This window comes from Tenuifilum sp. 4138str, from assembly GCF_041102575.1.
GTDB classification, from domain to species: domain Bacteria; phylum Bacteroidota; class Bacteroidia; order Bacteroidales; family Tenuifilaceae; genus Tenuifilum; species Tenuifilum osseticum.
This window is the reverse complement of sequence record NZ_JBGCUE010000012.1, coordinates 58,780-80,172: the sequence shown is the minus strand read 5'-3', so window position 1 is coordinate 80,172 and position 21,393 is coordinate 58,780. Positions and strand designations below refer to the sequence as shown.

17 protein-coding genes and 1 pseudogene are annotated in these 21,393 nt (G+C 41.5%); 14 read left to right on the top strand and 4 right to left on the bottom strand.

All coding sequences use genetic code 11. The features are described from left to right. Position 1 precedes the first annotated feature (1 nt). From AB6811_RS11335 to AB6811_RS11315, 5 genes and pseudogenes are all read left to right on the top strand, one after another. Entirely contained in the window at positions 2-2,050 is a 2,049-nt protein-coding gene (locus tag AB6811_RS11335; protein ID WP_369490577.1) for a molybdopterin-containing oxidoreductase family protein, read from the top strand. Continuing rightward, positions 2,047-3,348 (top strand): DmsC/YnfH family molybdoenzyme membrane anchor subunit, encoded by a 1,302-nt coding sequence (locus AB6811_RS11330; RefSeq protein ID WP_369490576.1) that lies wholly within the window; start codon positions 2,047-2,049, stop codon positions 3,346-3,348. The genes AB6811_RS11335 and AB6811_RS11330 overlap by 4 nt, the downstream gene beginning before the upstream one ends. Positions 3,349-3,488: 140 nt before the next feature. After that, positions 3,489-3,878 carry a DUF1987 domain-containing protein gene (locus AB6811_RS11325; RefSeq protein WP_369490575.1) on the top strand — a complete coding sequence of 130 codons (390 nt, stop codon included), beginning with the start codon at positions 3,489-3,491 and terminating at the stop codon, positions 3,876-3,878. A 12-nt stretch (positions 3,879-3,890) separates the two neighbouring features. Further along, complete coding sequence (locus AB6811_RS11320) at positions 3,891-4,274, top strand: DUF1987 domain-containing protein (RefSeq protein ID WP_369490574.1); 384 nt, start codon at positions 3,891-3,893, stop codon at positions 4,272-4,274. A 12-nt stretch (positions 4,275-4,286) separates the two neighbouring features. Beyond that, positions 4,287-4,700: pseudogene (locus AB6811_RS11315) on the top strand (DUF1987 domain-containing protein). Positions 4,701-4,776: 76 nt separating this feature from the next. Here the strand turns inward: AB6811_RS11315 and AB6811_RS11310 are convergent. Together AB6811_RS11310 and AB6811_RS11305 are read right to left on the bottom strand one after the other, a co-directional pair. Continuing rightward, on the bottom strand, positions 4,777-5,871 hold the full coding sequence (locus AB6811_RS11310; protein ID WP_369490573.1) for a 6-phosphofructokinase: 1,095 nt from the start codon (positions 5,869-5,871) through the stop codon (positions 4,777-4,779). Between the two features lie 393 nt (positions 5,872-6,264). Then, the gene (locus tag AB6811_RS11305; RefSeq protein ID WP_369490572.1) at positions 6,265-9,186 is read right to left on the bottom strand and encodes an FAD-binding and (Fe-S)-binding domain-containing protein; all 2,922 of its coding nucleotides are present in this window, start codon (positions 9,184-9,186) and stop codon (positions 6,265-6,267) included. 336 nt (positions 9,187-9,522) lie between these two features. Between AB6811_RS11305 and AB6811_RS11300 the strand changes: the two genes are divergently transcribed. The 3 genes from AB6811_RS11300 to buk are packed head-to-tail and all read left to right on the top strand — an operon-like array spanning position 9,523 to position 12,776. After that, on the top strand, positions 9,523-10,734 hold the full coding sequence (locus AB6811_RS11300; protein ID WP_369490571.1) for an acetate/propionate family kinase: 1,212 nt from the start codon (positions 9,523-9,525) through the stop codon (positions 10,732-10,734). A 25-nt stretch (positions 10,735-10,759) separates the two neighbouring features. Further along, on the top strand, positions 10,760-11,665 hold the full coding sequence (locus AB6811_RS11295; RefSeq protein WP_369490570.1) for a bifunctional enoyl-CoA hydratase/phosphate acetyltransferase: 906 nt from the start codon (positions 10,760-10,762) through the stop codon (positions 11,663-11,665). A gap of 34 nt (positions 11,666-11,699) precedes the next feature. Next, entirely contained in the window at positions 11,700-12,776 is a 1,077-nt protein-coding gene (buk, locus tag AB6811_RS11290; RefSeq protein ID WP_369490569.1) for a butyrate kinase, read from the top strand. Positions 12,777-13,052: 276 nt separating this feature from the next. On the opposite strand, the gene AB6811_RS11285 is transcribed toward buk, so the two are convergent. Next, complete coding sequence (locus AB6811_RS11285) at positions 13,053-13,760, bottom strand: SDR family oxidoreductase (RefSeq protein ID WP_369490568.1); 708 nt, start codon at positions 13,758-13,760, stop codon at positions 13,053-13,055. 88 nt (positions 13,761-13,848) lie between these two features. On the opposite strand from AB6811_RS11285, the gene AB6811_RS11280 reads away from it, so the two are divergent. Further along, a complete protein-coding gene (locus tag AB6811_RS11280) occupies positions 13,849-14,442 on the top strand; it encodes a hypothetical protein (RefSeq protein ID WP_369490567.1) in 594 nt (197 codons plus the stop codon). 54 nt (positions 14,443-14,496) lie between these two features. On the opposite strand, the gene AB6811_RS11275 is transcribed toward AB6811_RS11280, so the two are convergent. Next, on the bottom strand, positions 14,497-14,697 hold the full coding sequence (locus AB6811_RS11275; RefSeq protein ID WP_369490566.1) for a cold-shock protein: 201 nt from the start codon (positions 14,695-14,697) through the stop codon (positions 14,497-14,499). A 210-nt stretch (positions 14,698-14,907) separates the two neighbouring features. On the opposite strand from AB6811_RS11275, the gene AB6811_RS11270 reads away from it, so the two are divergent. The 5 genes from AB6811_RS11270 to AB6811_RS11250 all read left to right on the top strand — a co-directional run bounded on the left by AB6811_RS11270 (position 14,908) and on the right by AB6811_RS11250 (position 21,316). After that, the gene (locus tag AB6811_RS11270) at positions 14,908-15,402 is read left to right on the top strand and encodes an FKBP-type peptidyl-prolyl cis-trans isomerase (protein WP_369490565.1); all 495 of its coding nucleotides are present in this window, start codon (positions 14,908-14,910) and stop codon (positions 15,400-15,402) included. Between the two features lie 283 nt (positions 15,403-15,685). Continuing rightward, positions 15,686-16,210 carry a hypothetical protein gene (locus AB6811_RS11265; RefSeq protein WP_369490564.1) on the top strand — a complete coding sequence of 175 codons (525 nt, stop codon included), beginning with the start codon at positions 15,686-15,688 and terminating at the stop codon, positions 16,208-16,210. Positions 16,211-16,321: 111 nt separating this feature from the next. After that, on the top strand, positions 16,322-17,608 hold the full coding sequence (locus AB6811_RS11260) for a dicarboxylate/amino acid:cation symporter (protein ID WP_369490563.1): 1,287 nt from the start codon (positions 16,322-16,324) through the stop codon (positions 17,606-17,608). Positions 17,609-17,658: 50 nt separating this feature from the next. Then, positions 17,659-18,303 carry an ATP-binding protein gene (locus AB6811_RS11255; RefSeq protein WP_369490562.1) on the top strand — a complete coding sequence of 215 codons (645 nt, stop codon included), beginning with the start codon at positions 17,659-17,661 and terminating at the stop codon, positions 18,301-18,303. After that, the gene (locus AB6811_RS11250; RefSeq protein ID WP_369490561.1) at positions 18,290-21,316 is read left to right on the top strand and encodes an ATP-binding cassette domain-containing protein; all 3,027 of its coding nucleotides are present in this window, start codon (positions 18,290-18,292) and stop codon (positions 21,314-21,316) included. The genes AB6811_RS11255 and AB6811_RS11250 overlap by 14 nt, the downstream gene beginning before the upstream one ends. Positions 21,317-21,393: the final 77 nt, after the last annotated feature.

Genomic DNA, 21,393 nt, shown 5'->3' with positions numbered 1-21,393 from the left:
AGTGAAGGAGTTCATCACTGCTTGCCCACGAAACTGCTACAGCACATGTAGCCTTGTTGTGCAGGTTGATAAGGGAAAAGTTGTAGGTATCAACCCTTTACCCTTAAACAGGGCAACTCCTTTTGGGGGATGCCTTAAAGGTTTAAGCTATGTGGAACGAGCAAATTCTCCCGATCGTATTATTTATCCACTCAAAAAGGTAAATGGTTCCTTTAAACGCATTTCATGGAACGAGGCTCTTGAAACTATTGCGGAAAAGCTGATACATTTCCGCGATGTCTATGGTCAAAAATCGGTTTTATTTTACGCTGCCAGCGGCATGGCTGGCTTGTTAAACGATTTCAGCGGAAAGTTCTGGCGTTATGTTTACGGAGGGGCTACAACCGTTTACGGTAATCTTTGCTGGCCTGCAGGTTTGGAGGCTACGCGCTTAACGCTTGGTGAAAATAAGCACAATGTTCCTTGGGATTTAGAGAATGCTAAGCTAATTGTTCTCTGGGGGAAAAACCCAGCTGAGAGCAACGTTCACGAAATGATACCCCTGAACAATGCGCTTGATAAGGGGGCGGAACTATTGGTTATCGATCCACGTAGAACCCAATCAACCCAAAGAGCTACCTTGCTACTACAACCATACCCATCAACCGATGCACCTATTGCATTGGCTGTTGCCAACATAATTATTCAAAACGGATGGATTGATAGCGATTTTATCAAACAGCATGTTCATGGTTTTGATCAATTTGCTGAACATGTTAAACCCTTTACGGCACAATGGGCATCCAATATATCGGGGGTGCCAGTTAACTTAATTGAGAAGCTGGCATGGTACATTGGCAATGTAAAACCAATGACACTAATACCAGGCTATGGCATGCAGCGATATACAAACGGGGGACAGACTGTAAGGGCAATACTTGCACTTAGTGTAATTACTGGCAATATTGGGAAACCCGGCGCATGCTGGCACTACGCTAACCTTCAAAGCTATGTTTTTGACGATGTCCTGGAGCCACTCTGTTACTATCCGCCCGACAAACCCGATGGCATTATGCGTCGTTCCATTTCAACTGCGCGGTTAGGAGAGGACATGCTTGCTACCAAAAATCCTGAGCTAAAAATGATTTGGGTAGAACGCGGAAATCCGCTAACCCAAAACCCAAATACGGGCAAAGTTCTTGAGGCCTTCCGGAAACTCGATTTCAGAGTGGTGGTGGAGCAATTTATGACCGATACGGCTCTGGAAGCCGAAATTATCCTACCGGCTAAAAACATGTTTGAACAATCCGATATAGTTGGTTCGTACTGGAATCCTTACATTCAGCTCAAGCAAAAAGTGGTTGAACCAGCCGGAGAGGTTAAGCCCGAAACCGAAATTTACTGGTGGCTTGCACAAAAACTAGGGTTTAACGAGGCCGATTTATCCAATATTTTACTTCCCCCGGGCGATGAACATGTTGATAGGTACCTTGATAGTAAGCTGCGCGAGTTTAACTTATCGCTCGAAGAGCTCAGGAAAGGTCCAATACTTGCTCCCGGTCTTCAGGAAATTGCATTCTCCGATTATCGATTTCCAACACCCTCGGGGAAAATTGAGTTGTACTCTGAGCAGGTTCAAACTTTATGGGGTGAAAATCCACTTCCAACCTATAAACCAGCCGTAGAGTTATTCCATAACCAAACGCCATATCCACTTTTTTTAATGTCGCCAAACACCAAAAACCGAATACATAGTCAATTCAATAATTTAAAAGTGATATCAATGATTAGTGGCGCACCGGTATTACAAATTAACCCGGCTGATGCCATTCAAAGGGGAATAGGCGATGGCGATCTGGTTGAAATTTTTAACAGTAGGGGTTCGTTCAGGGTTAAGGCACAGCTAACCTATGAGGTAAGGGTGGGTTGTGTGGTTATCCCAAACGGATGGTGGAGAACACAGGGTGCACCGGTGAATGTCCTTTCGGAAGGTAGAGAAACCGATATGGGACACGGATCAGCATTTCATAACAATAGGGTAGAGGTTAAGCTCGTAAAACGTAAACCATGAGCGACAGGGGGTTCATATTCGATTATTCCCGATGCGTGGGTTGTCATGCATGCATAGTGGCATGCTATAACCAAAACCATACCGAACCCCCAATGGCATGGCGAATGGTGGTTAATGGCAACCCCGTAAAAATTCCCTTAAAGGGTTTCATCAACCTTTCAATAGCGTGTAACCACTGTATTGATGCACCTTGCATGACTAATTGCCCTGCAATTGCATATTCAAGGGACGACGAAACTGGAGCAATAATACATAGCTCTCTAAAATGCATTGGCTGCAAGTACTGTACTTGGGCTTGCCCTTATGAAGCGCCAAAATTTAACCCGGATAAGGGTGTGGTGGAGAAATGTAATTTCTGTAACGATCTGCTAAAGGGAGGAGGCATACCTGCTTGTGCTGCAGCATGTCCAACAGGCTCTCTCACCTTTGGTGAAATAAAGATAGAGGCTAATCTATCAAAACCCGGGTTCCCTGAAGTCGCTACTTCGCCTCGCATTAATGTCGCTAATGAAAGTATCAACGATAGTTTACCCGAAATGGCTATTGAGGCCACGGGCCTTCAACAATCCGATTTTGTTGAGACATATAGCCACCGTATTCATCCCACAAAGGAAATCCCTTTGTTTATTTTTACTTACCTTTCAGCTGTATTAGTTGGATGGTTTATCACCTTTTATCGCCTTGAAAAAATCTCATTGTTTTCTAAGATTTCCTTCATTTTATTGTTTGCTTTTGCGGGTTTTGCAAGTTTATTCCATTTAGGCAAGCCTTTAAGGGCGATAAGAGCCCTGCTTCATGTTAAATCGAGCTGGTTGAGTCGTGAAATTGCTCTTTTTGGTTTGTTTGCCTTTTCAGGTCTGCTTTACGTTTTTACTGAAAAACCTCCATTATTTTGGTTTTCGGTGGTTGTTGGAACGGCTTTTCTCATCTCCCTTGAAATGGTTTACCATGTAGTTCGTAAAAACTATAGCACACCTATTCACAGTGCAAATACTTTGCTAACCGCCTCTACGCTATTTTCGTTAATAACTTTATCAAAAGCCTTTGTTCTTCTTGCAACTATCAAGCTATTGCTTTATCTGGTACGCCATGCATACATTCAAAAATTCTACCCTAAAAGGGTGATTTTTTCATTAATAAGATTTTTAGGTATTCTTATACCACTTGTAGGATTACTCTTTGGTTTGATTCCTGCAAACATAGCCCCATTTCTCACCCTCTTTCTTATTGGGGAGTTTATTGACCGGTACGAGTATTACGCTAGCATCGATACCCATAACCCTTTTCAGAGCATTTAAACCTTAGGTTGTTTTAAGGAATTTCCTTGGCGTTTAGTCAAAATTATTTTCAAACAAAAACTTTTTGCTATTGATATTTTGGGTAAAATGTTTATATTTGTTTTATTAAGTTGAAAAGTGATTTTTATAAACATAGCAGTATGGATGCATTAATCATCAAAGGGACTAACGAAACCCCAAATATTACATTCGACAAGGATGCCAATAAGTTCGAAATCACAGGTAAATCGCTACCTGAGGATGTTAAGGAGTTTTATAACCCTGTGCTTAGGTGGTTAAAAGCTTATGCCGACAATCCAAATCCCAAAACCGTTTTAAAGGTAAAAATGGAGTATTTTAATACTGCATCATCAAAAATGCTGCTTGAGGTTTTGGAATTGCTTGATGGAATGTATTCGGCAGGCAAGGACGTTGAAGTTGAGTGGCACTATATGGAGGATGATGAGGATATGCACGATGCTGGTAACGACTATGCCGATATGCTTGAGTTGCCTTTTAAGATGATTAGCTACCAGCATATTTCCAAATAACTTCTAACGTCCATGGAAAGGCTTCACCTCGAACCAACACTTACCACACCCAAAGTTATTTTTGACCGGGATAGCGGTGAGTTTACTATTCAAGGGAAATCCCTTCCGGAAGACGTTAAATCGTTTTACACCCCTCTTATTGCTTGGTTGGACGATTACATGAAAAACCCCAATAAAACCTCACTCTTTGAATTCGATTTTGAGTATTTTAATACTGCTTCCTCAAAAATGATACTGATTATAATGAACCGCATCAAAGAGCTTTTTAAAAAGGGGTATGAGGTTCAGATAGTATGGAAATTTCCTCAGCAAGATGCTGAGCTTGAGGAGGCAGGCGAGGAACTTGCCGAGTTGATATCAGTACCTTTTAAACTTGTACCAAAACCAGAAATGTAAAAACATACCATAATGGAACCATTACGCATTAAAGCCAAAAAGGATTCCCCTGAGATTACACTAGATCCTCGTAGTGGCAATTTCACTATAATTGGGGTTAGTCATCCGGAAAATGTAACTAACTTTTACGAACCTGTAGTAAAGTGGCTCACCCAGTTCAAACTTGAAATTCAAAAGAATGGTGCCAAATCGGTTAGGCCAATAAACTTTAGGCTTTTCTTCAAATACATTAACTCCGCTTCGTAAAAGTATATGATTACCCTTTTCCAGCACATGCAGGAGATATTTGAGATGGGGGTACCAATCCAAATCGTTTGGAACTATGAACCCGGAGACGAGGATATGGCTGAGTCAGGGTGGGAATTAATTGAGTATTCAGGAATTAAAGCCCCCTCGGTTTGCGAGGTTTGCAACGACCCTATTTAGAAATTTGATATTACGGCGAAAGGCAAAAAGAAAAGGGGAAGTGTAAACTTCCCCGTTATGCATATGAGATTGCTTTTTAATCACCAAAACTGATACCCACACCCCTTGCAGTTCGAATTAGGTCGCAATCAGGGTCAACAAAGTTGGGACGGTTTATGGCATCAATAAGGGGCACGGAAATGATATCGGGGTGACGGTAAGCAACCATTTCGCCAAATTTACCCTCAAGCACCATTTCAAAGGCCTTTACACCAAACTGAGTAGCTAAAACTCTATCGTAAGCTACGGGAATACCACCACGCTGTAAGTGTCCAAGAACTGTTTCGCGGATGTCGGCCTCAAAGCCAATGCTCTTAAGGTCTCGTGTAATTTTGTGTGCAACTCCACCAAGTCGCAGGTTATGGTAACCTACCTCATCGCTTTCAGCCGATACCAGTGTGCCACCCTTGGGTAGAGCACCCTCTGCTACTACTACAATGGCATGTCCTTTCCCTTTATTGTAACGACTTTGGAGTCGTTCAGCAACTTTATGGATATCGTATGGGATTTCAGGAATTAAGCAAACCTCAGCACCGCCGGCAATAGCAGCATGCAGTGCAATCCACCCGGCATAACGTCCCATTACCTCTAGAATCAGAACTCGGTTATGGCTAGCGGCCGTGGTAACCAGCTTATCAACGGCTTCTGTTGCAATTTGAACTGCAGTTTGGAAACCGAAAGTAAAGTCAGTTGCTGAAAGGTCGTTATCGATAGTTTTGGGAACACCAATAATATTCAACCCTTTTTCGTATAGCTGTTGTGAAATGCGTTGAGAGCCATCGCCACCAATACTTATAACAGCATCAATCCCAAGATATTGAAGCTTACGGATCATCTCATCGGAACGGTCAACCGCACCCCATGAGCCATCCTTATTTTTAACAGGCCAAGCAAAGGGGCCTCCCTTGTTGGTTGTTCCAATTATCGTACCCCCCTGTACGTGAATACCTGCCACAGCGCGCTCGTCGAGCACCTTGATTTCAGTAGGCTCACGTAGAATTCCATCGAACGACTGAATACTACCAATAACTTCCCAGTCGGGTTCCTGAGAGGCACGTTTAACAATTGCCCGGATCACCGCATTTAATCCAGGACAATCGCCGCCTCCTGTTGCTACTAAAACTCTTTTCATTGGTTTTAATTTCGTTTGTTAAGGTTTTTTACGCTAAAGTCTTTGTTTTAAAAACTGAAGTAATACTGCTAAAAAAAGTTACAAATTGTAATCATTTTTTTCGATTTACCTCAATAATTAAAACTGGTTGTTCATGTTTACCTCATTATTTGGTATATTACAAATTGTAAAAAGCCAAATTTTTTCCACGTTCGCAAAGGTATGAATTTTTTTAAACGTACAATGCTAAAAAGTATCAAAACTCTTGATGTTACAAATAATTATGCACCGCAAACGTGTGAAAACGGGATGGGGAAGAATCCGAATAGAAAGTAAGAAACTAAAATCAGAAAGCAGGAATGTTGAGTAAGTTCTCAAACATTGCAAGGTGGATTGTATTAACCCCCTTAACCTTTAAACCAACGCCTCCCACATCACCTCAATGGGGTGAAGGGCTTTTCGGCCAGTACCATCTTTAATCTGGTGCCTACAGCTTGTTCCGGGTGCAGAAATTATTGTGTCATGGGGTGTTTTACGGATTTCGGGGAACAGAACTAACTCACCCACTTTCATCGATAAATCGTAATGTTCCTTTTCATAACCAAATGCCCCTGCCATGCCGCAACAACCACTCGGAATTTCCTCCACTGTATAGTTTACAGGAAACGATAGCATTGCTTTAGTAGGTGTTGTTGAGGCAATTGCTTTTTGCTGGCAGTGTCCATGTAACTTAATGTGCTGGGCCCTTGTAGTAAACATCTCTGGGTTGATTCTGCCTTTAGCAGCCTCCCTAATAAAAAATTCTTCAAAAAGAAGAGCGTTCTCAGCTAAACTATTTGCCTTTTGCTTGTTTTCTTGGGATACCAAATCGGGATACTCATCTCTAAAACTAAGTATTGCCGAAGGTTCTATTCCAATAAGGGGTGTATCTGGATTTATGATACCCGATAGCTTTTCAATATTGCTGTTGGCAATACGCTTGGCGGTTCTTACCAAACCCTTTGAAATATAGGTTCTACCACTTTCAAAAATATCAACCAGTTCCACCTCATAACCAAGTCGATTAAGCAATTCAACAGCCTTAATGCCTATATGTACGTCGTTGTAGTTTGTAAACTCGTCAGGCAGGAGGTAAACCTTTCCATTGTGTTTAGCTGAATGGCACCTGTTCCGCTTAAACCATTTCTTAAGGGTAGATTCGCCTAGCAGGGGCATTTTGCGCTTAGGTTCAAATCCTATTGCCTGAATCAGAATTTTTGATGTTACCTTATTGGTTAAAAACCAATTGGTTAATCGAGGAAAGTAACTACCCATTCGGTTTATATGGGCAATGTAGGCTACCATCCTACTTCGTATGGGGATGCCGTTTGCATCGTACCAGTGCTGTAAGAATTCGGCTTTAAGCTTTGCCATATCAACGCTCGAGGGGCATTCGTTCTTACATCCCTTGCATAAGAGGCATAAATCCAGTATTTCGTATAGCTCCCTATGATTAAATGGGTTTCTTTTAGGGCTGTATGATAAAAATTCCCTGAGCAGGTTAGCTCGTGCGCGGGTTGTGTTAGCCTCGTTAAGTGTTGCCATGTAGCTTGGGCAAAGTGTTCCGCCCGACAGATGTGTTTTACGGCAGTCGCCTGAACCATTGCATTTTTCTGCAGCGCGGATTATTCCAAGCGAGGACGAAAAATCGAAAATGGTATCAATAACCCTTTCCTTTTGACCGGGAATATACCTTAAAGAGCTGTTCATGGGTGGGGTATCAATGATTTTTCCCGGATTAAAAATATTATCAGGGTCAAAAGCGAACTTCAGTTCTCGCATTAGCTGGTAAACCTCTTCGCCGTAAAAGATGGGTATAAATTCGCCTCGTAATCTTCCATCGCCGTGTTCGCCGCTTAAAGAGCCCTTGTACTTTTTAACGAGCATGGCCACTTCGTAGCCAATGGTATGGAATAGCTCAACATCCTTAGGATCCTTAAGATTAAGCACTGGTCTTAAATGGAGCTCTCCCGTCCCTATATGTGCATGGTAAACGCATTCAAGCCCATATCGTTGCATTATTATTTCGAAATCGTCCATGTAGTAGGGTAGGCTTTCAACAGGAACAGCAGTATCTTCAATAAGCGAAACGGGTTTTGCATCGCCCACAACATTCGATAATACGCCAAGTCCAGCCTTACGCAAATTCCAAACCTTTGAGGTTTCAGCACCCCAAATAACTGGGAAATGGTAACCGTAGCCTGCCTCACGCATATCACTTTCCATTTTCTGGGCAGCGCTTTCAATTTCGCCTTTACTATTGGCAAAGAATTCAACAATAAGTATGGCTCCCGGGTCGCCCTGAACAAAAAAGCGGTTCTTTTGCTGATCAATATTGCCCTTAGTGCACTCCAGGATAATGTTGTCCATTAGTTCCACTGCCCAGGGTTTGTGCTTCAGGGCTATAAGGTTTGCCTTGAAGGCATCGGTGCGATTTTTTAAATGTACAGCGACCACAGCTTTTTCCTTAGGGGGAAGAGGTACCAGGTTTAGGGTGATTTCGGTGATAATGCCAAAAGTTCCTTCACTCCCGGCAATCAATTTTGCAAGGTTAAGCGGTAATTCACCACCAGCAGCCACTGTTCCTATAAGCGTGTCGAGGGCATAGCCCGTATTCCGACGTTTTACACTGGGATCAGGAAAATTCGAGGTAATTAACTTTTGATTTTGCTCGTTACCTATAAGGTTGTGTATAAACCTGTAAATATCCCCTTCGCGATTTGAAAGCCTTAGTTTTTCATCGTATTCGGTTTTATTAACCTCTCCAAAAAGGTATTCATTACCGTCGTCGAGTACCATTTTTACTGAGTAAAGGTGATCGCGGGTGCTTCCGTATACCAAGGAATGTGAGCCGCAGCTGTTATTGCCCACCATACCAGAGAGGGTACACCTATTTGATGTTGATGTTTCAGGGCCAAAGAATAAACCATGTGGTTTAAGGAAGAGGTTAAGCTCATCGAGTATAACACCGGGTTCAACGGTAACCCTTCTCTTTTCAACATCAAGGTTGATGATTTTGCGGAAGTGCTTTGAGATATCAATAATAATGCCTTTGCCAACTACCTGTCCCGCCAACGAGGTTCCTGCTGCACGGGGAATAACTGGTATTTTATGTTTTTTGGCAAAGCGAATAGCCTGTTGGATATCATTTACATCTTGTGGCCAAACTACAGCATAGGGTTTCTCCTTGTATGCCGATGCATCGGTTGAATACTGAATAAGCGTGGATTCGTCCCACTTTACCTCGCAGCTAAGCAGATCGCTCAGCTCATTTATTTTGATTTCCAAATCTTTCATACCTCTTCAAAAATTCATACAAACTTAAAGCAATTTATTTTTCTATGATTTTCTTCCCGTAATTTTGATTCTAATGATTTGATTTTGAAAAAATATAAAACTGGGTATAACATCGTAAGCAATTCAAGAAAATAGAAATACCATGTTGAAAAACATATGCTGCATAATGTAATGCATATCAGAGTGTTAGGTGTATTTTAAACGCCTGTTTTACTATAAATCAACCAGTTAATGCTTTAAAAAGCCTTAAATGCTTTGAAGGGGAAGGTATTTATTCCTAATTTTGCGTATGTAAATTGAATTAACTAATTGTTTGACTATCAAAATAATAAAACAATGATTGTTCTCGTTCTGAACTGCGGAAGTTCATCCATTAAGTATCAGCTGCTAAACATGGCCAACTATGGTCAGTTACTAGCTAAGGGTATTGTTGAACGTATTGGTTTTACCGATGCTATTCTTACTCACAAACCTGAGGGTAAGGATAGGTACGAGGTGGTTACCAGCATCCCCGATCACACAACCGGTATAAATCTTATTCTTGAGGCGCTTGTTAACGAAAAACATGGCGTAATTAAGAGTTTAAATGAGATTACTGCTGTTGGTCACCGTGTGGCTCATGGTGGTGAATTTTTCACCAAGAGTAGCTTAATTGATGATTTCACCAAGAGTGAAATTGAAAAGTGTATAGAGCTTGCCCCCCTTCACAACCCTGCAAACCTTAAAGGGATTCTTTCCATGGAAAAGCTACTCCCGGGCGTTCCCCAGGTAGCTGTATTCGATACATCGTTCCATCAAACCATGCCCAAATATGCTTACCTCTACGCTATTCCTCATGACTACTACGATAAGTATAAAATCCGTAGGTATGGCTTTCACGGAACAAGCCATAAGTATGTAGCCCAAAAGGCATGTCGCATACTTGGTGTTGATTTCGAGAGCCAGAAAATCATTACCTGTCACCTGGGTAATGGCGCTTCAATAGCGGCAATAAAGCATGGTAAATCAGTTGATACCTCAATGGGCTTTACTCCAGTAGAAGGTCTAATAATGGGAACCCGCAGCGGTGATGTTGATGCAGGTATTTTACTTTACCTTGCTGAAAAGGAGAACTTAAGCATAAAAGAGGTTAATGACGTAATCAACAAGAAGAGTGGTGTGCTTGGTATATCGGGTTTATCGTCCGATATGAGAGACCTGGAAAATGCCGCTGCTCAGGGCAATGAGCGTGCTCAGCTTGCACTCGATATGTACTACTACCGCGTTAAAAAGTATGTTGGAGCTTACGCTGCTGCAATGGATGGTGTTGACCTAATCATTTTCACCGGTGGTATAGGCGAGAACGATCCAATTCTCCGCGAAAAGGTTTCAACCGCTATCGATTTCATGGGTATCGATTTTGATACCGAAGCCAATAAAGGTGTACGTGGTGAGGATAAACTACTTACCAAACCTAGTTCAAAGGTTAAAGTGATGGTAATCACCACCAACGAGGAACTTGTGATTGCCACCGATACTGCAAACATTGTAAAAGAACTTGTAAAGTAGTATAAACCAAAAATGCGATAAAGCCATGAGAGTAGAAAAACTTGATCAGCTATTCGATATTCTTCGTAGCAAACCCCGTAAACGACTGGTAGCAGCTTATGCTAACGACCATCACACCATTGAGGCTGTTAGCATGGCTATTGATATGGGTATTGTTGATGCCACCCTGGTGGGCGATGAGGCAACCATCAAGAAAGTTTGCGGCGAACACAATATCGATTTTTCAAAGTTCCGCGTTGTTCAGGAAGCCGATGAGATGAAAGCAGCCCGCAAAGCTGTTGAACTTATAAATAAGGGTGAAGGCGATGTACTGATGAAAGGTCTCGTTAGCACCGATAAGTACATGCGTGCCATTTTGGACAAGGAGAATGGCTTGCTACCTCCTAAGGCGGTGCTCAGCCACGTTACCGTTGTTCAGGTGCCCACATACCACAAGCTTCTTATAGTTGGCGACGTGGCAATCATTCCTGCTCCAGATTTGAACCAAAAGATAGCCATTACCAACTACCTCATCCAAACCGCCCATTCACTTGGCATTGAAATGCCAAAGGTAGCCCTCAATGCTGCAACTGAGCAAATGTCGGCAGGTATGCAGGCATGTGTTGATGCTGCTATTATCTCAAAAATGGCCGATAGGGGTCAGATAAAGGGTGCCATTGTTGATGGACCTCTTGCCCTTGATGTGGCAATCGATAAGGAATCGGCTCAGATTAAAAAGGTTTCAGGTGAGGTTGCCGGTGATGCCGATTGCATTCTTTTCCCCAATATTGAATCGGGTAATGTATTCTTTAAGGCCTGCACAAAGCTTGCTAAGGGCGAACTTGGGGCCATGGTTATGGGCGCTAAAGTGCCTTGCGTGCTAACTTCACGTGGCGATAGCGTACAATCAAAAATGTATTCAATCGCCCTTGCTGCCAACGCTGCAAAATAGAACAAACCAGTAACCTGAAAATATTATAATTAGCATGGAAGAATATAAAATACTGGCTATCAACCCCGGTTCCACGTCAACCAAAATTGCCGTATTCCGGAATAATAAAAACGTTTTCCTGAAAAACATTAAACACTCGGCCGACGATTTGGCAAAGTTTAAGACCATTGCCGACCAGTTTAGTTTCCGTAAGGAAATTATACTTGAGGAGTTGAAGCAGGCTGGTATTGATGTTAATAAAATATCGGCAGTAGTTGGTCGTGGTGGGCTGCTCAAACCTATTGAATCGGGGGTTTACGAGGTTAATGAGCAAATGAAAGCTGACTTACGCAATAGCATAATGGGCGAGCATGCCAGCAACCTTGGCGCTTTAATTGCCGACGATATTGCCCAATCGTTACCCTCTGCTAAGGCATACATTGCCGACCCGGTGGTGGTTGACGAGATGGAGGATGTTGCTCGCATTTCAGGCCATCCCCGTTTCAAAAGGGTATCTATCTTCCATGCCTTAAACCAGAAGGCCATTGCCCGTTTGCATGCTAAAAGTATCGATAAAAAGTACGAGGAGCTCAACCTTGTTATCGCACACCTTGGGGGAGGAATATCGGTTGGTGCACATCGTCAGGGTAGGGTAATTGATGTAAACAACGCCCTCGATGGCGATGGCCCTTTCTCGCCTGAGCGTGCTGGAACCGTACCCGCTGGTCAACTTGCAAAGCTTTGCTTTAGCGGTGAGGTAACCTACGATGAGGTAAAAAAGATGCTTACCGGTAAGGGCGGATTGGTTGCCCATGCCGGAACCAACGATGCATATGAAATTGAGCTAAAAGCTCGTGCCGGCGATGCTAAGGCTAAACTCCTTCAGGATGCTATGGCCTATAACATTGGTAAAGCTATTGGTTCCATGGCTGCAGTGCTGAAAGGTAAGGTTGATGCAATTATTCTTACCGGTGGTATTGCACACAATCCTGACCTGGTTGATTACGTTAAGGAGATGGTTGGGTTTATTGCACCAGTTGCTGTTTACCCTGGTGAAGATGAGATGCAAGCCCTTGCCATGAATGGGCTCATGGTGCTAAAAGGCGAGGTAATGCCAAAGGAGTATAAGTAATATGAATGATTAACAAAGAGGAGGGGCAAATGCCCCTCTTTTTTTTGGGGGTGAGGTAAGGAAAGTCATTGTATATCTAGCATTTGCAATGTCACCCTGAGCGTAACGAAGGATCTTTTGAATAGTGTACAGTGTGCAGTTTACAGGGAAGATGGAGAGTAGTGTTTGGTTTTTAGTTTTTAGTTTTTAGTGTTTGGTGTTTGGTGTTTGGTGTTTTTGCTATCAACTTTCAACTGTCAACTATCAACTAATCCTTTAACCTTTATCCTTTCTTACTTACGGTGTACTAACGCTTACAGGCAGTATTTTCCCATTAAAGAACCTATTCCCGTTCTGTGCAAAGTATGCAATAAAGCTAGCCATTTCCTGAGCGGTCAAGGGAGCCTTGTAGCCAGGAAAAGCATTGCGAAGCATTTCGGTATCGGTAGCGCCTAGAGCTAAGCAGTTAAAAGCAATACCTGTGCTTTTGAACTCCTCGGCAAGGTTCTCGGTTGCGGAAGCTAGGGCTGCTTTTGATGAAGCATAAACCGATAGGCCAGGAAACTTAACGCTTCCCTGAAATCCACCCATACTGCTAATGTTTACCACGTGGCTACCAGCATCCATTAATGGTATTAGCTGTTTTATCAAAAGGATAGGGGCAAGGTAATTAACCTCTAACATACTGCTTATTTGTTCGTATGTAAGCTCAGTAAGGCGTTTTGCATAAAGCAATCCTGCATTATTTATCAGAATATCAACCTTGTCGATATGCTTTCTTATGATTGAGCCAATATCCTCAGTTCCTTGGCAGAGTTTTGTCAAGTCGTAAACTACAGGGATAACGGTTGAGGCTGGGTTAATCTTCGCAACCTCATTCTGTAGTTTTTCTAAGTTATGCCCGTTTCGGGCTATACAGAGAATGGTGTTACCTCCTTTTTGGGCTAGTTCAATCGCAGTTGCATAACCTATGCCCTGCGAGGCGCCAGTAATAACTATGTTCATCGCTAATCTTTTTTAACAGACATAAAGTTAACCAATTAAACATAAATGGCTAATATTGTGTTCATATTAGTAAGTAAACATCAGTATTATGCTGAAAAAATCTATCTTTCTAGTAATATTTGTTTCGGTAAGCACCCTTGCCTTTTCGCAACGAAAACATGGCGATTTCCAACGATTTTCGGATAGAGTATACTTTGGGGGTAGTTTAGGCCTAGCTATTGGAAATCGCATAACCCAAATTGATGTATTGCCCCAGGGTGGCATTTGGATTTTTCCACAATGGTCGGTTGGGGTAGGAGGGCGTTATACCTATCGCAGGGAAAGGTTTAGCTTTGACCCCTCAAACACCAGTATAAAACCGGTAACTACTACCATTTGGGGATATTCTGGTTTTACCGATATTTTACCCATCCCCGATTTTAATGAAGCCTTTGGCGTTAAGCTTCATGGTGGTTTTGTAATTCACGGTGAGTTCGAGAACCTTTACCTTGACCGTAAGTTTTTTGACATTACCTCTACCCAAGGCATGGGATGGATACGGATGTATATGGTAGGTGGAGGCTGGCGTCAACGGATAGGCGATAGGGCAGCCGTTAACTTTTTGGTTCTTTGGGATTTAACCGATAACCGCTATTCGCCATACACTTCAAACCCTATTCTTCGGTTCTCTATCACGTTTTAAAATAAAAAAGGCCTCAAACAGAGGCCTTTTCTTTTATTATGTTAGGAATAAATGTTATTCTAACACAACTACATTTGTGGCCTGTGGACCACGTTTGCCTTCAGAAATTTCGAAGCTAACGTCTTGACCTTCATCTAAGCGTTTAAAACCTTCGCGTTGAATTCCTGTGTAGTGAACGAATACATCGTTACCTTCTTCGGTTTGAATAAAGCCATAGCCTTTTGCTGCATCAAACCATTTTACTTTACCTTTCATGTTACGTTAAAAATAAATTGTGAATAAATTGATTGTTTTAAAACATTACAAATATGTAACTATTATTTGAATAAACAACATCATTTTACCTTTTTTGTTTACCTATAACCAAAATTTATCAACCTTAAATGCGAACAATTAACCTTACACGCTTGTTTATACCAAAAGAAAGTATTTTCTTTGATGAATTAATATTCTAAAACAATTTACATGAACGTTTCCAAAAACAAAGTTGTATCAATTAGCTATGAACTAAAGGTTGATGGCGATTTGATTGATGCTGCACAGGCAGATAATCCACTTGTATTCCTCTATGGGCATGGCCAGCTCTTGCCTCTTTTTGAGGATAATATTAAAGACCTCGCTGAAGGCGATTCCTTTGAATTTATGATTCCAAGCAAGGATGGTTACGGCGAGGTTAACGACCAGGCCATTGTTGAGCTACCCAAGGAGATTTTTGTTATTGATGGTGAACTCCAGGAAGATCTCCTGGTTATTGGCAACCGCTTACCCATGCGCGACTCCGAAGGAAATGCGCTTGATGGAACAGTGGTTGAAGTTACCGATAGCTCCGTGGTTATGGATTTTAACCACCCCCTAGCTGGAAAGGACCTTTACTTCACCGGTAAGGTTGAAAACATTCGCGAAGCTACTGCCGAAGAGATTAACCATGGTCATGTGCATGGAATGGGCCACGGCCACTAACAGATATTTCAGCTTTTGTAAGTAAAAGGGGGTGAATTATTCACCTCCTTTTTTACATTATGTAACATTTTTACTATTTTAGCAGTAATATTTAATTACTTGCCTAATACTTTCAGATTATGAAACACCCATTAAAGGCAGCTTGCACAAACACAGATGAACAACCGAGCGTTTTTTGCGAGCTCGACGAAGTCAAACTATGGGTGTTCCATCCGCTCGATAAAGTTTGTTAAAAGCAAGAAAGTAATTATTTAGTAATTAATAATTAAAATATTTTGTACGGATGAAACGTAAACTTTTAGGAATGGTTCTGATGGCGCTGGCCATTGTAACCAGCTGTAAAAACGATAATGACGACCAGGACATAAATATCATCAGGTTTAACGATGGAGAGTTCACCCTTTACCGGGGCTATAGCCATAAGTATAGCGATGCCCTTGAAACAGGCGCAACTCCATTTGTTATAAACCTGCTTGGTGAGGGAGTAAGCTACAGCACCGATGCCGGTAAATTTACCGGGACTGGATCCTTAGTAACCGGATACTTTTACTCAGAAAACATTGCTGAAGTTAAGAATGGTCTTTACACCATCGACATCTTTTCACAAAAGGAAATATATACTGCCGATTCATGCAAAATATACTACAACTACGATTTTGCACAGGATACCGGCAAAATATACACTATTAAGGCTGGTACATTCGATGTGGTTAACCTGGGTAGGCTAATGAGCTACAAGATTGATATCCAAACCGCTGATTTTATCCACTTTACCGGCGAGTTTAGGGGCACAGTTGATCCTCTTTAGCTATGAAACCAGAAATTTGAATATTATTTGAAATCTGAAATCTGAAATTTTAAACTTTAACCTTTATCCTTTATCCTTTAACCTTTATCCTTTATCCTTAAATTCCTGTCTATGCTTCGCAAATTACCCCTTTACGTCAAGATTTTGATAGGCATGTTCCTTGGCTTGGCATTTGGAATTTTGGTAATTACTTTTGGAATACAGCATTTTGCCACTGACTATATCAAGCCTTTTGGAACCATTTTCCTGAACCTGCTTAAGCTTATTGCCATGCCGCTAATATTTGCATCGTTGGTGAGTGGGGTTAGCGGCTTAAGCGATGTTAGTCGCTTGTCAAAGCTGGGAATAAAAACCATTTCATTTTACATTGTTACTACAATAATTGCTGTAACAATTGGGCTGGTTTTAGTGAGTGTTGTCCGCCCCGGAAGCTATGTTAGTGAAGCAAAAAGAGTTGAATTACTTGAAAAATACTCGTTCGATTTAGCCAAACGGCAACAAGCCGCCGAGGGAATCACACAGCAATCACCTCTGCAATTCCTCGTGGATATAGTTCCTGAGAACATTGTAAACGCAGCATCCAATAACACCTCCATGCTGCAGGTCATTTTCTTTGCCTTACTGTTTGGTGTTGCGTTAATTCTTGTTCCCCATTCAAAGGTGGCGATAGTAAAGGATTTTGTTGCGGGATTGAATGAGGTAATTCTCAAAATAGTGGATATTGTCATGCTTTTTGCCCCTTTTGGTGTGTTTGCATTAATGGTAACTCTTTTAGTCGATTTTGTAGGAACCGATTTAGGGTCATCGGTTCAACTTTTTACCTCGCTGGGGTTATACGCTCTAACCGTAATACTTGGATTGTTATTAATTATCACTTTGGTTTACCCCACATTTTTGAAGCTTTACGCTAAGGTCAACTTTAAAAAATTTTTTCGTGCCATTTTTCCTGCTCAGCTAGTGGCATTCTCTACCAGCTCGAGCGCCGCCACACTACCGGTTACCATGGAGCAGGTGGAGAAGGAATTGAATGTTCCCAATGAAATATCGAGTTTTGTATTGCCGGTAGGGGTTACCATAAACATGGATGGAACAAGTCTATACCAGGCTGTTGCAACAGTTTTCATTGCCGAGGTTTTTGGGGTTGAACTTACTTTAGTCCAACTTCTCACCATACTTATTACGGCAACTTTGGCATCAATTGGCTCAGCGGGTGTGCCCGGAGCGGGTATTGTAATGCTAATTATTGTTCTGAACTCTGTGGGCTTGCCAGTTGAGGGATTAGCCCTAATTCTTGCCATTGACCGTCCACTCGACATGCTTCGCACAACACTAAATGTAACCGGCGATGCAATGATTGCTACAATAATTGCTAAAAGCGAGGGGAAACTTGGTGAGTAGATGAACAACTTTCAGCTTTTTTTATTACCTTAGGCTGACATAAGTTAGCCATGAAACTAAACGATTACTCAAGTCACTCTGAAATTCTACGCCAGGTAGGGTTTGAGTCACGAACTCTACTTAATGGCATTACCGGCCCAATTCAGCTTATACGTTCACTAAGCAACGATCCAAACCTCCTTGAAATACTTCACATTCTGGAATTAAGCACGGTAAGGTTCGAAAAATTCTCGTTACGTTCGCAGCTCCTTTCCGATTTACTCAACCCATCAATGCAAGCATCAAACGAGCGATTTGAATTGGTCGATTTACTAAAACACGCTGTACTTGAGCTGAATGATTTTATCGGTTTCTTTGGCGTTAATATTGAACTAAGCAAGGACTTATCAAGTTTTGAGGTTGAAGCCGATAGAGATATTATTTACCAGTCAGTTCTGATAGCTTTTGAGCAGTTCATGTCAGTTCTTGAAAGTGGTTCTGCCATAAAGGTTAGTGGCGAAGAGCGATCCCAGAAAATTTCCATATCAGCATTCGACAATGGGTATGTTGCCGACAAGTTTACCCAGTTTAGCGATAACCAGTCGGTAGAGATAGATATTGCCCTATGTGTACATAGTTTTAGAAAATTCAGCATACCTTTTTCCGTTTACAAAAAAAATGGCCACACTGTAATGGAAATTTATGGCCAACAATAGCAATGCTATGAACGAGCTTTTGGTAAATTCACAGGTTAACCTTTTTGCTCATATAGTGCTTAATGGCGATGCCAGCCTTCAAAAGCTTGCAGAAATTTACACTGAAGTTCTTTTCACTCGCCTTGTAAATCCCAGGATTGGGAAAAAGCAGAAAGAGGAGCTAAAACTGGTAATCAGGAATAGCAAGCAAACCGATAGTAGCATTGATGTTAATAAGATTTGTAACAAATTAAATAGGGAAAGTTCCATTCAGCAAAGGCTCTTACTACTTATTAATCTCCTTGAATTTGGATTGTTTGTTCAGAAAAATGCAATTCTACTATCAAAATCAAATAGCATTGCCGGTAAAATAAAGCAGATAGCCGATGAGCTAAAAATATCGGCTGAAACCTATAGCTTATGCAGCAGCTTTGTTTCGGGCAAACTTTACGAAGTACACGACCGGAGGAATATCCTAATAGTAAAGTCGGTAAGCCCTGAATTGGAAGGCTTTCATTTTGTAAAAAGGGAACAGATTGATGGGTATTTTGTATTTGTTTACTTTCCCGATGTTTCCACAATCTTTTTCCGTTACCAGGGAAAGGAAAACTTACAGCTAAACTCAAAGCCCATACAGCCAAAGGCAATTTACTCATTTCAGAGTGGGTCAGTTATTTCACAAAATGGCAAACCGCTTTTATACTATGGTAAGGTTATTGGCCAGTTTAAAGGATTATCCCAACATGAATCAATAACTTTGAACCTGAAAAATGTTGAGTTTACCTATCCCCGTTCGAACTTTGGATTACACAACTTGTCGCTAACTGCTACATCGGGTGAGTTAGTGGGAATATTGGGCGGGAGTGGGGTTGGAAAGTCAACTTTCTTTAACCTTCTCAATGGCTCATTGTCACCCAAAAGAGGTAAAATTTCTTTAAACGGTGTTAGCTATAGGGAGGGGTTATCGAAGATTCAAAAGTTAATAGGTTTTGTTCCTCAGGACGATTCGCTTTTTGAAAACCTAACCGTTTTTGAGAATTTATACTATACTGCACGGCTTGCCCTAGGTAATTTAACTGTTGAGCAAACCAAGGAGTTAGTGAATGCTAAGCTCGCTGAGTTTGGACTATACCATATCCGTAACCTAAAGGTTGGAAGTTCTCTATCGCGGAACATTAGTGGTGGACAGCGCAAAAGGCTGAATATAGTTTCCGAAATCATCAGGGAGCCAAAGTTGTTGCTTGTCGATGAGCCAACATCGGGCTTGTCATCGGCCGACTCGCTTAGAGTTATGTCGTTGCTCAAGGAGCAAGCGCTATCTGGAAGGTTAGTGCTTGTAAACATCCATCAACCCTCCAGTGAAATTTATAGGTTATTTGATAAGATATTGGTGCTTGACCAGGGCGGATATATGGTGTACTACGGTAATCCGCTTGAGGCTGTCCGTTACTTTAAGATGCATGCTGGCCGCATTGATGCCGATGAGGTGGAGTGCAGCGTTTGCAAGAACATAAAATCCGATGAGATTTTCGACATAATTGATGAGAAGCAGGTTGATGAATTTGGCCAGCTCACTGAAATCCGAAAAGTAAAGCCCATAGTTTGGAGCAGTCGCTTCATACCTACCGACGAAGGAGAAATCACCATAAATCCATTACCGGAAAGTAAATCAGTTAAAGCAGATTGGGTTAAGCAGCTTGAAGTATTTCTCACAAGGCTTACCCTTAGCAAGTTACGCGATATTGAATTTTTTATTTTCGCTTTTGTTATACCCGTTTTACTTGCTGCCGTTATAGCCCTTTTCAGCAAGTATTCGTTTCCGAATGAACAGGGGGGGTACACCTACATCTTTTACGAAAACTATAACATACCCATTTTCTTTCTTACCAGTATTATTGCGTCCATGTTCTTAGGTATGATAGTAACTTCCGATAGTGTTATTAAGGATGCCAATATCAATAAGCGCGAGGCCTTTCTTTTTCTGAACCGCAAAGCCTACTATAATTCAAAGGTGCTTTTTTACTTTGGCTTAACCATCCTTCAAACGCTAATATACACGGCAATATCTATTTATATCCTCAAGGTAAAGGGAATGTTTTTGGCTATTTGGGTGATACTGATTTTAATGGGATTTTTCGGGAATATTGCTGGCCTCATAGTTTCAACCATTTTCAAATCGTTATCGGCCGCCTATCTTATTGTTCCATTCCTGGTTATACCCCAGATTATCCTAAGCGGTATAACCATTCCTTTTGATAGGATGAACCATCGGTTAGCAAATACTGAGGTTGTGCCGGTAATTGGAGTAGTTTCTCCCTCCATGTGGGGAATGGAAGCCTTGCTTGTTCATCAGTTCAAGAATAATGCCTATGAGCGATATTTTTTTGAAATTGATATGGCCGAAAGCCAAAGCCGTATTCAATCGCAGTACCTAATTCCAAAACTTTTTCAGCTTATTCAGGGCTGTAGCCAGTCCGATAGCATTAACAGGCATAGGCTTAAAAATCTCATTAAAAGCGGTTTAAGTCAACTAAATATCGATATTACTGAATTACCAATGCCAAATACCGTTGAATTCCGTAAGCTTGAGATTATGCTCCATGAGCTTCAGCAAAAACAACAACAAAACTATTCGAGGATTATTAGAAAAAAGGATCAAATTACTACAAAGCTACAGAGCCAGTTCAACAGTGCGGAAGCCTTTTTAGAGTTTAAGCAAATGCATACCAATAGGGGAGTAGATGATTTGACTCTTGCCCGCAAGAATATAACAGCCATTCAGGTGGTTGAGAATAGGCTGGTTCAAACAATCGATCCGGTTTTTAAGATTCCCACGAATAGATGGGGTAGAGCACACTTCCTTGCTCCAGCTAAGCGCATAGCAAACCAGCTATTTGACACCTTCATTTTTAATGTTGCCGTGCTTCTTGTTTTTCTTGTAGGTATTTACCTCATCTTACTATTTGATATTTTACCAAAACTCTCCAATTCAATGGTTCAACTCAAGCTATTTAAGCTAGTAAAGGGTTTTTAGGGAATATTATTAATGCACCCTCGTCCCTATTATATCAAATTGTTATCCTTTATCCTTAATCCTTTAATCTTTATCCT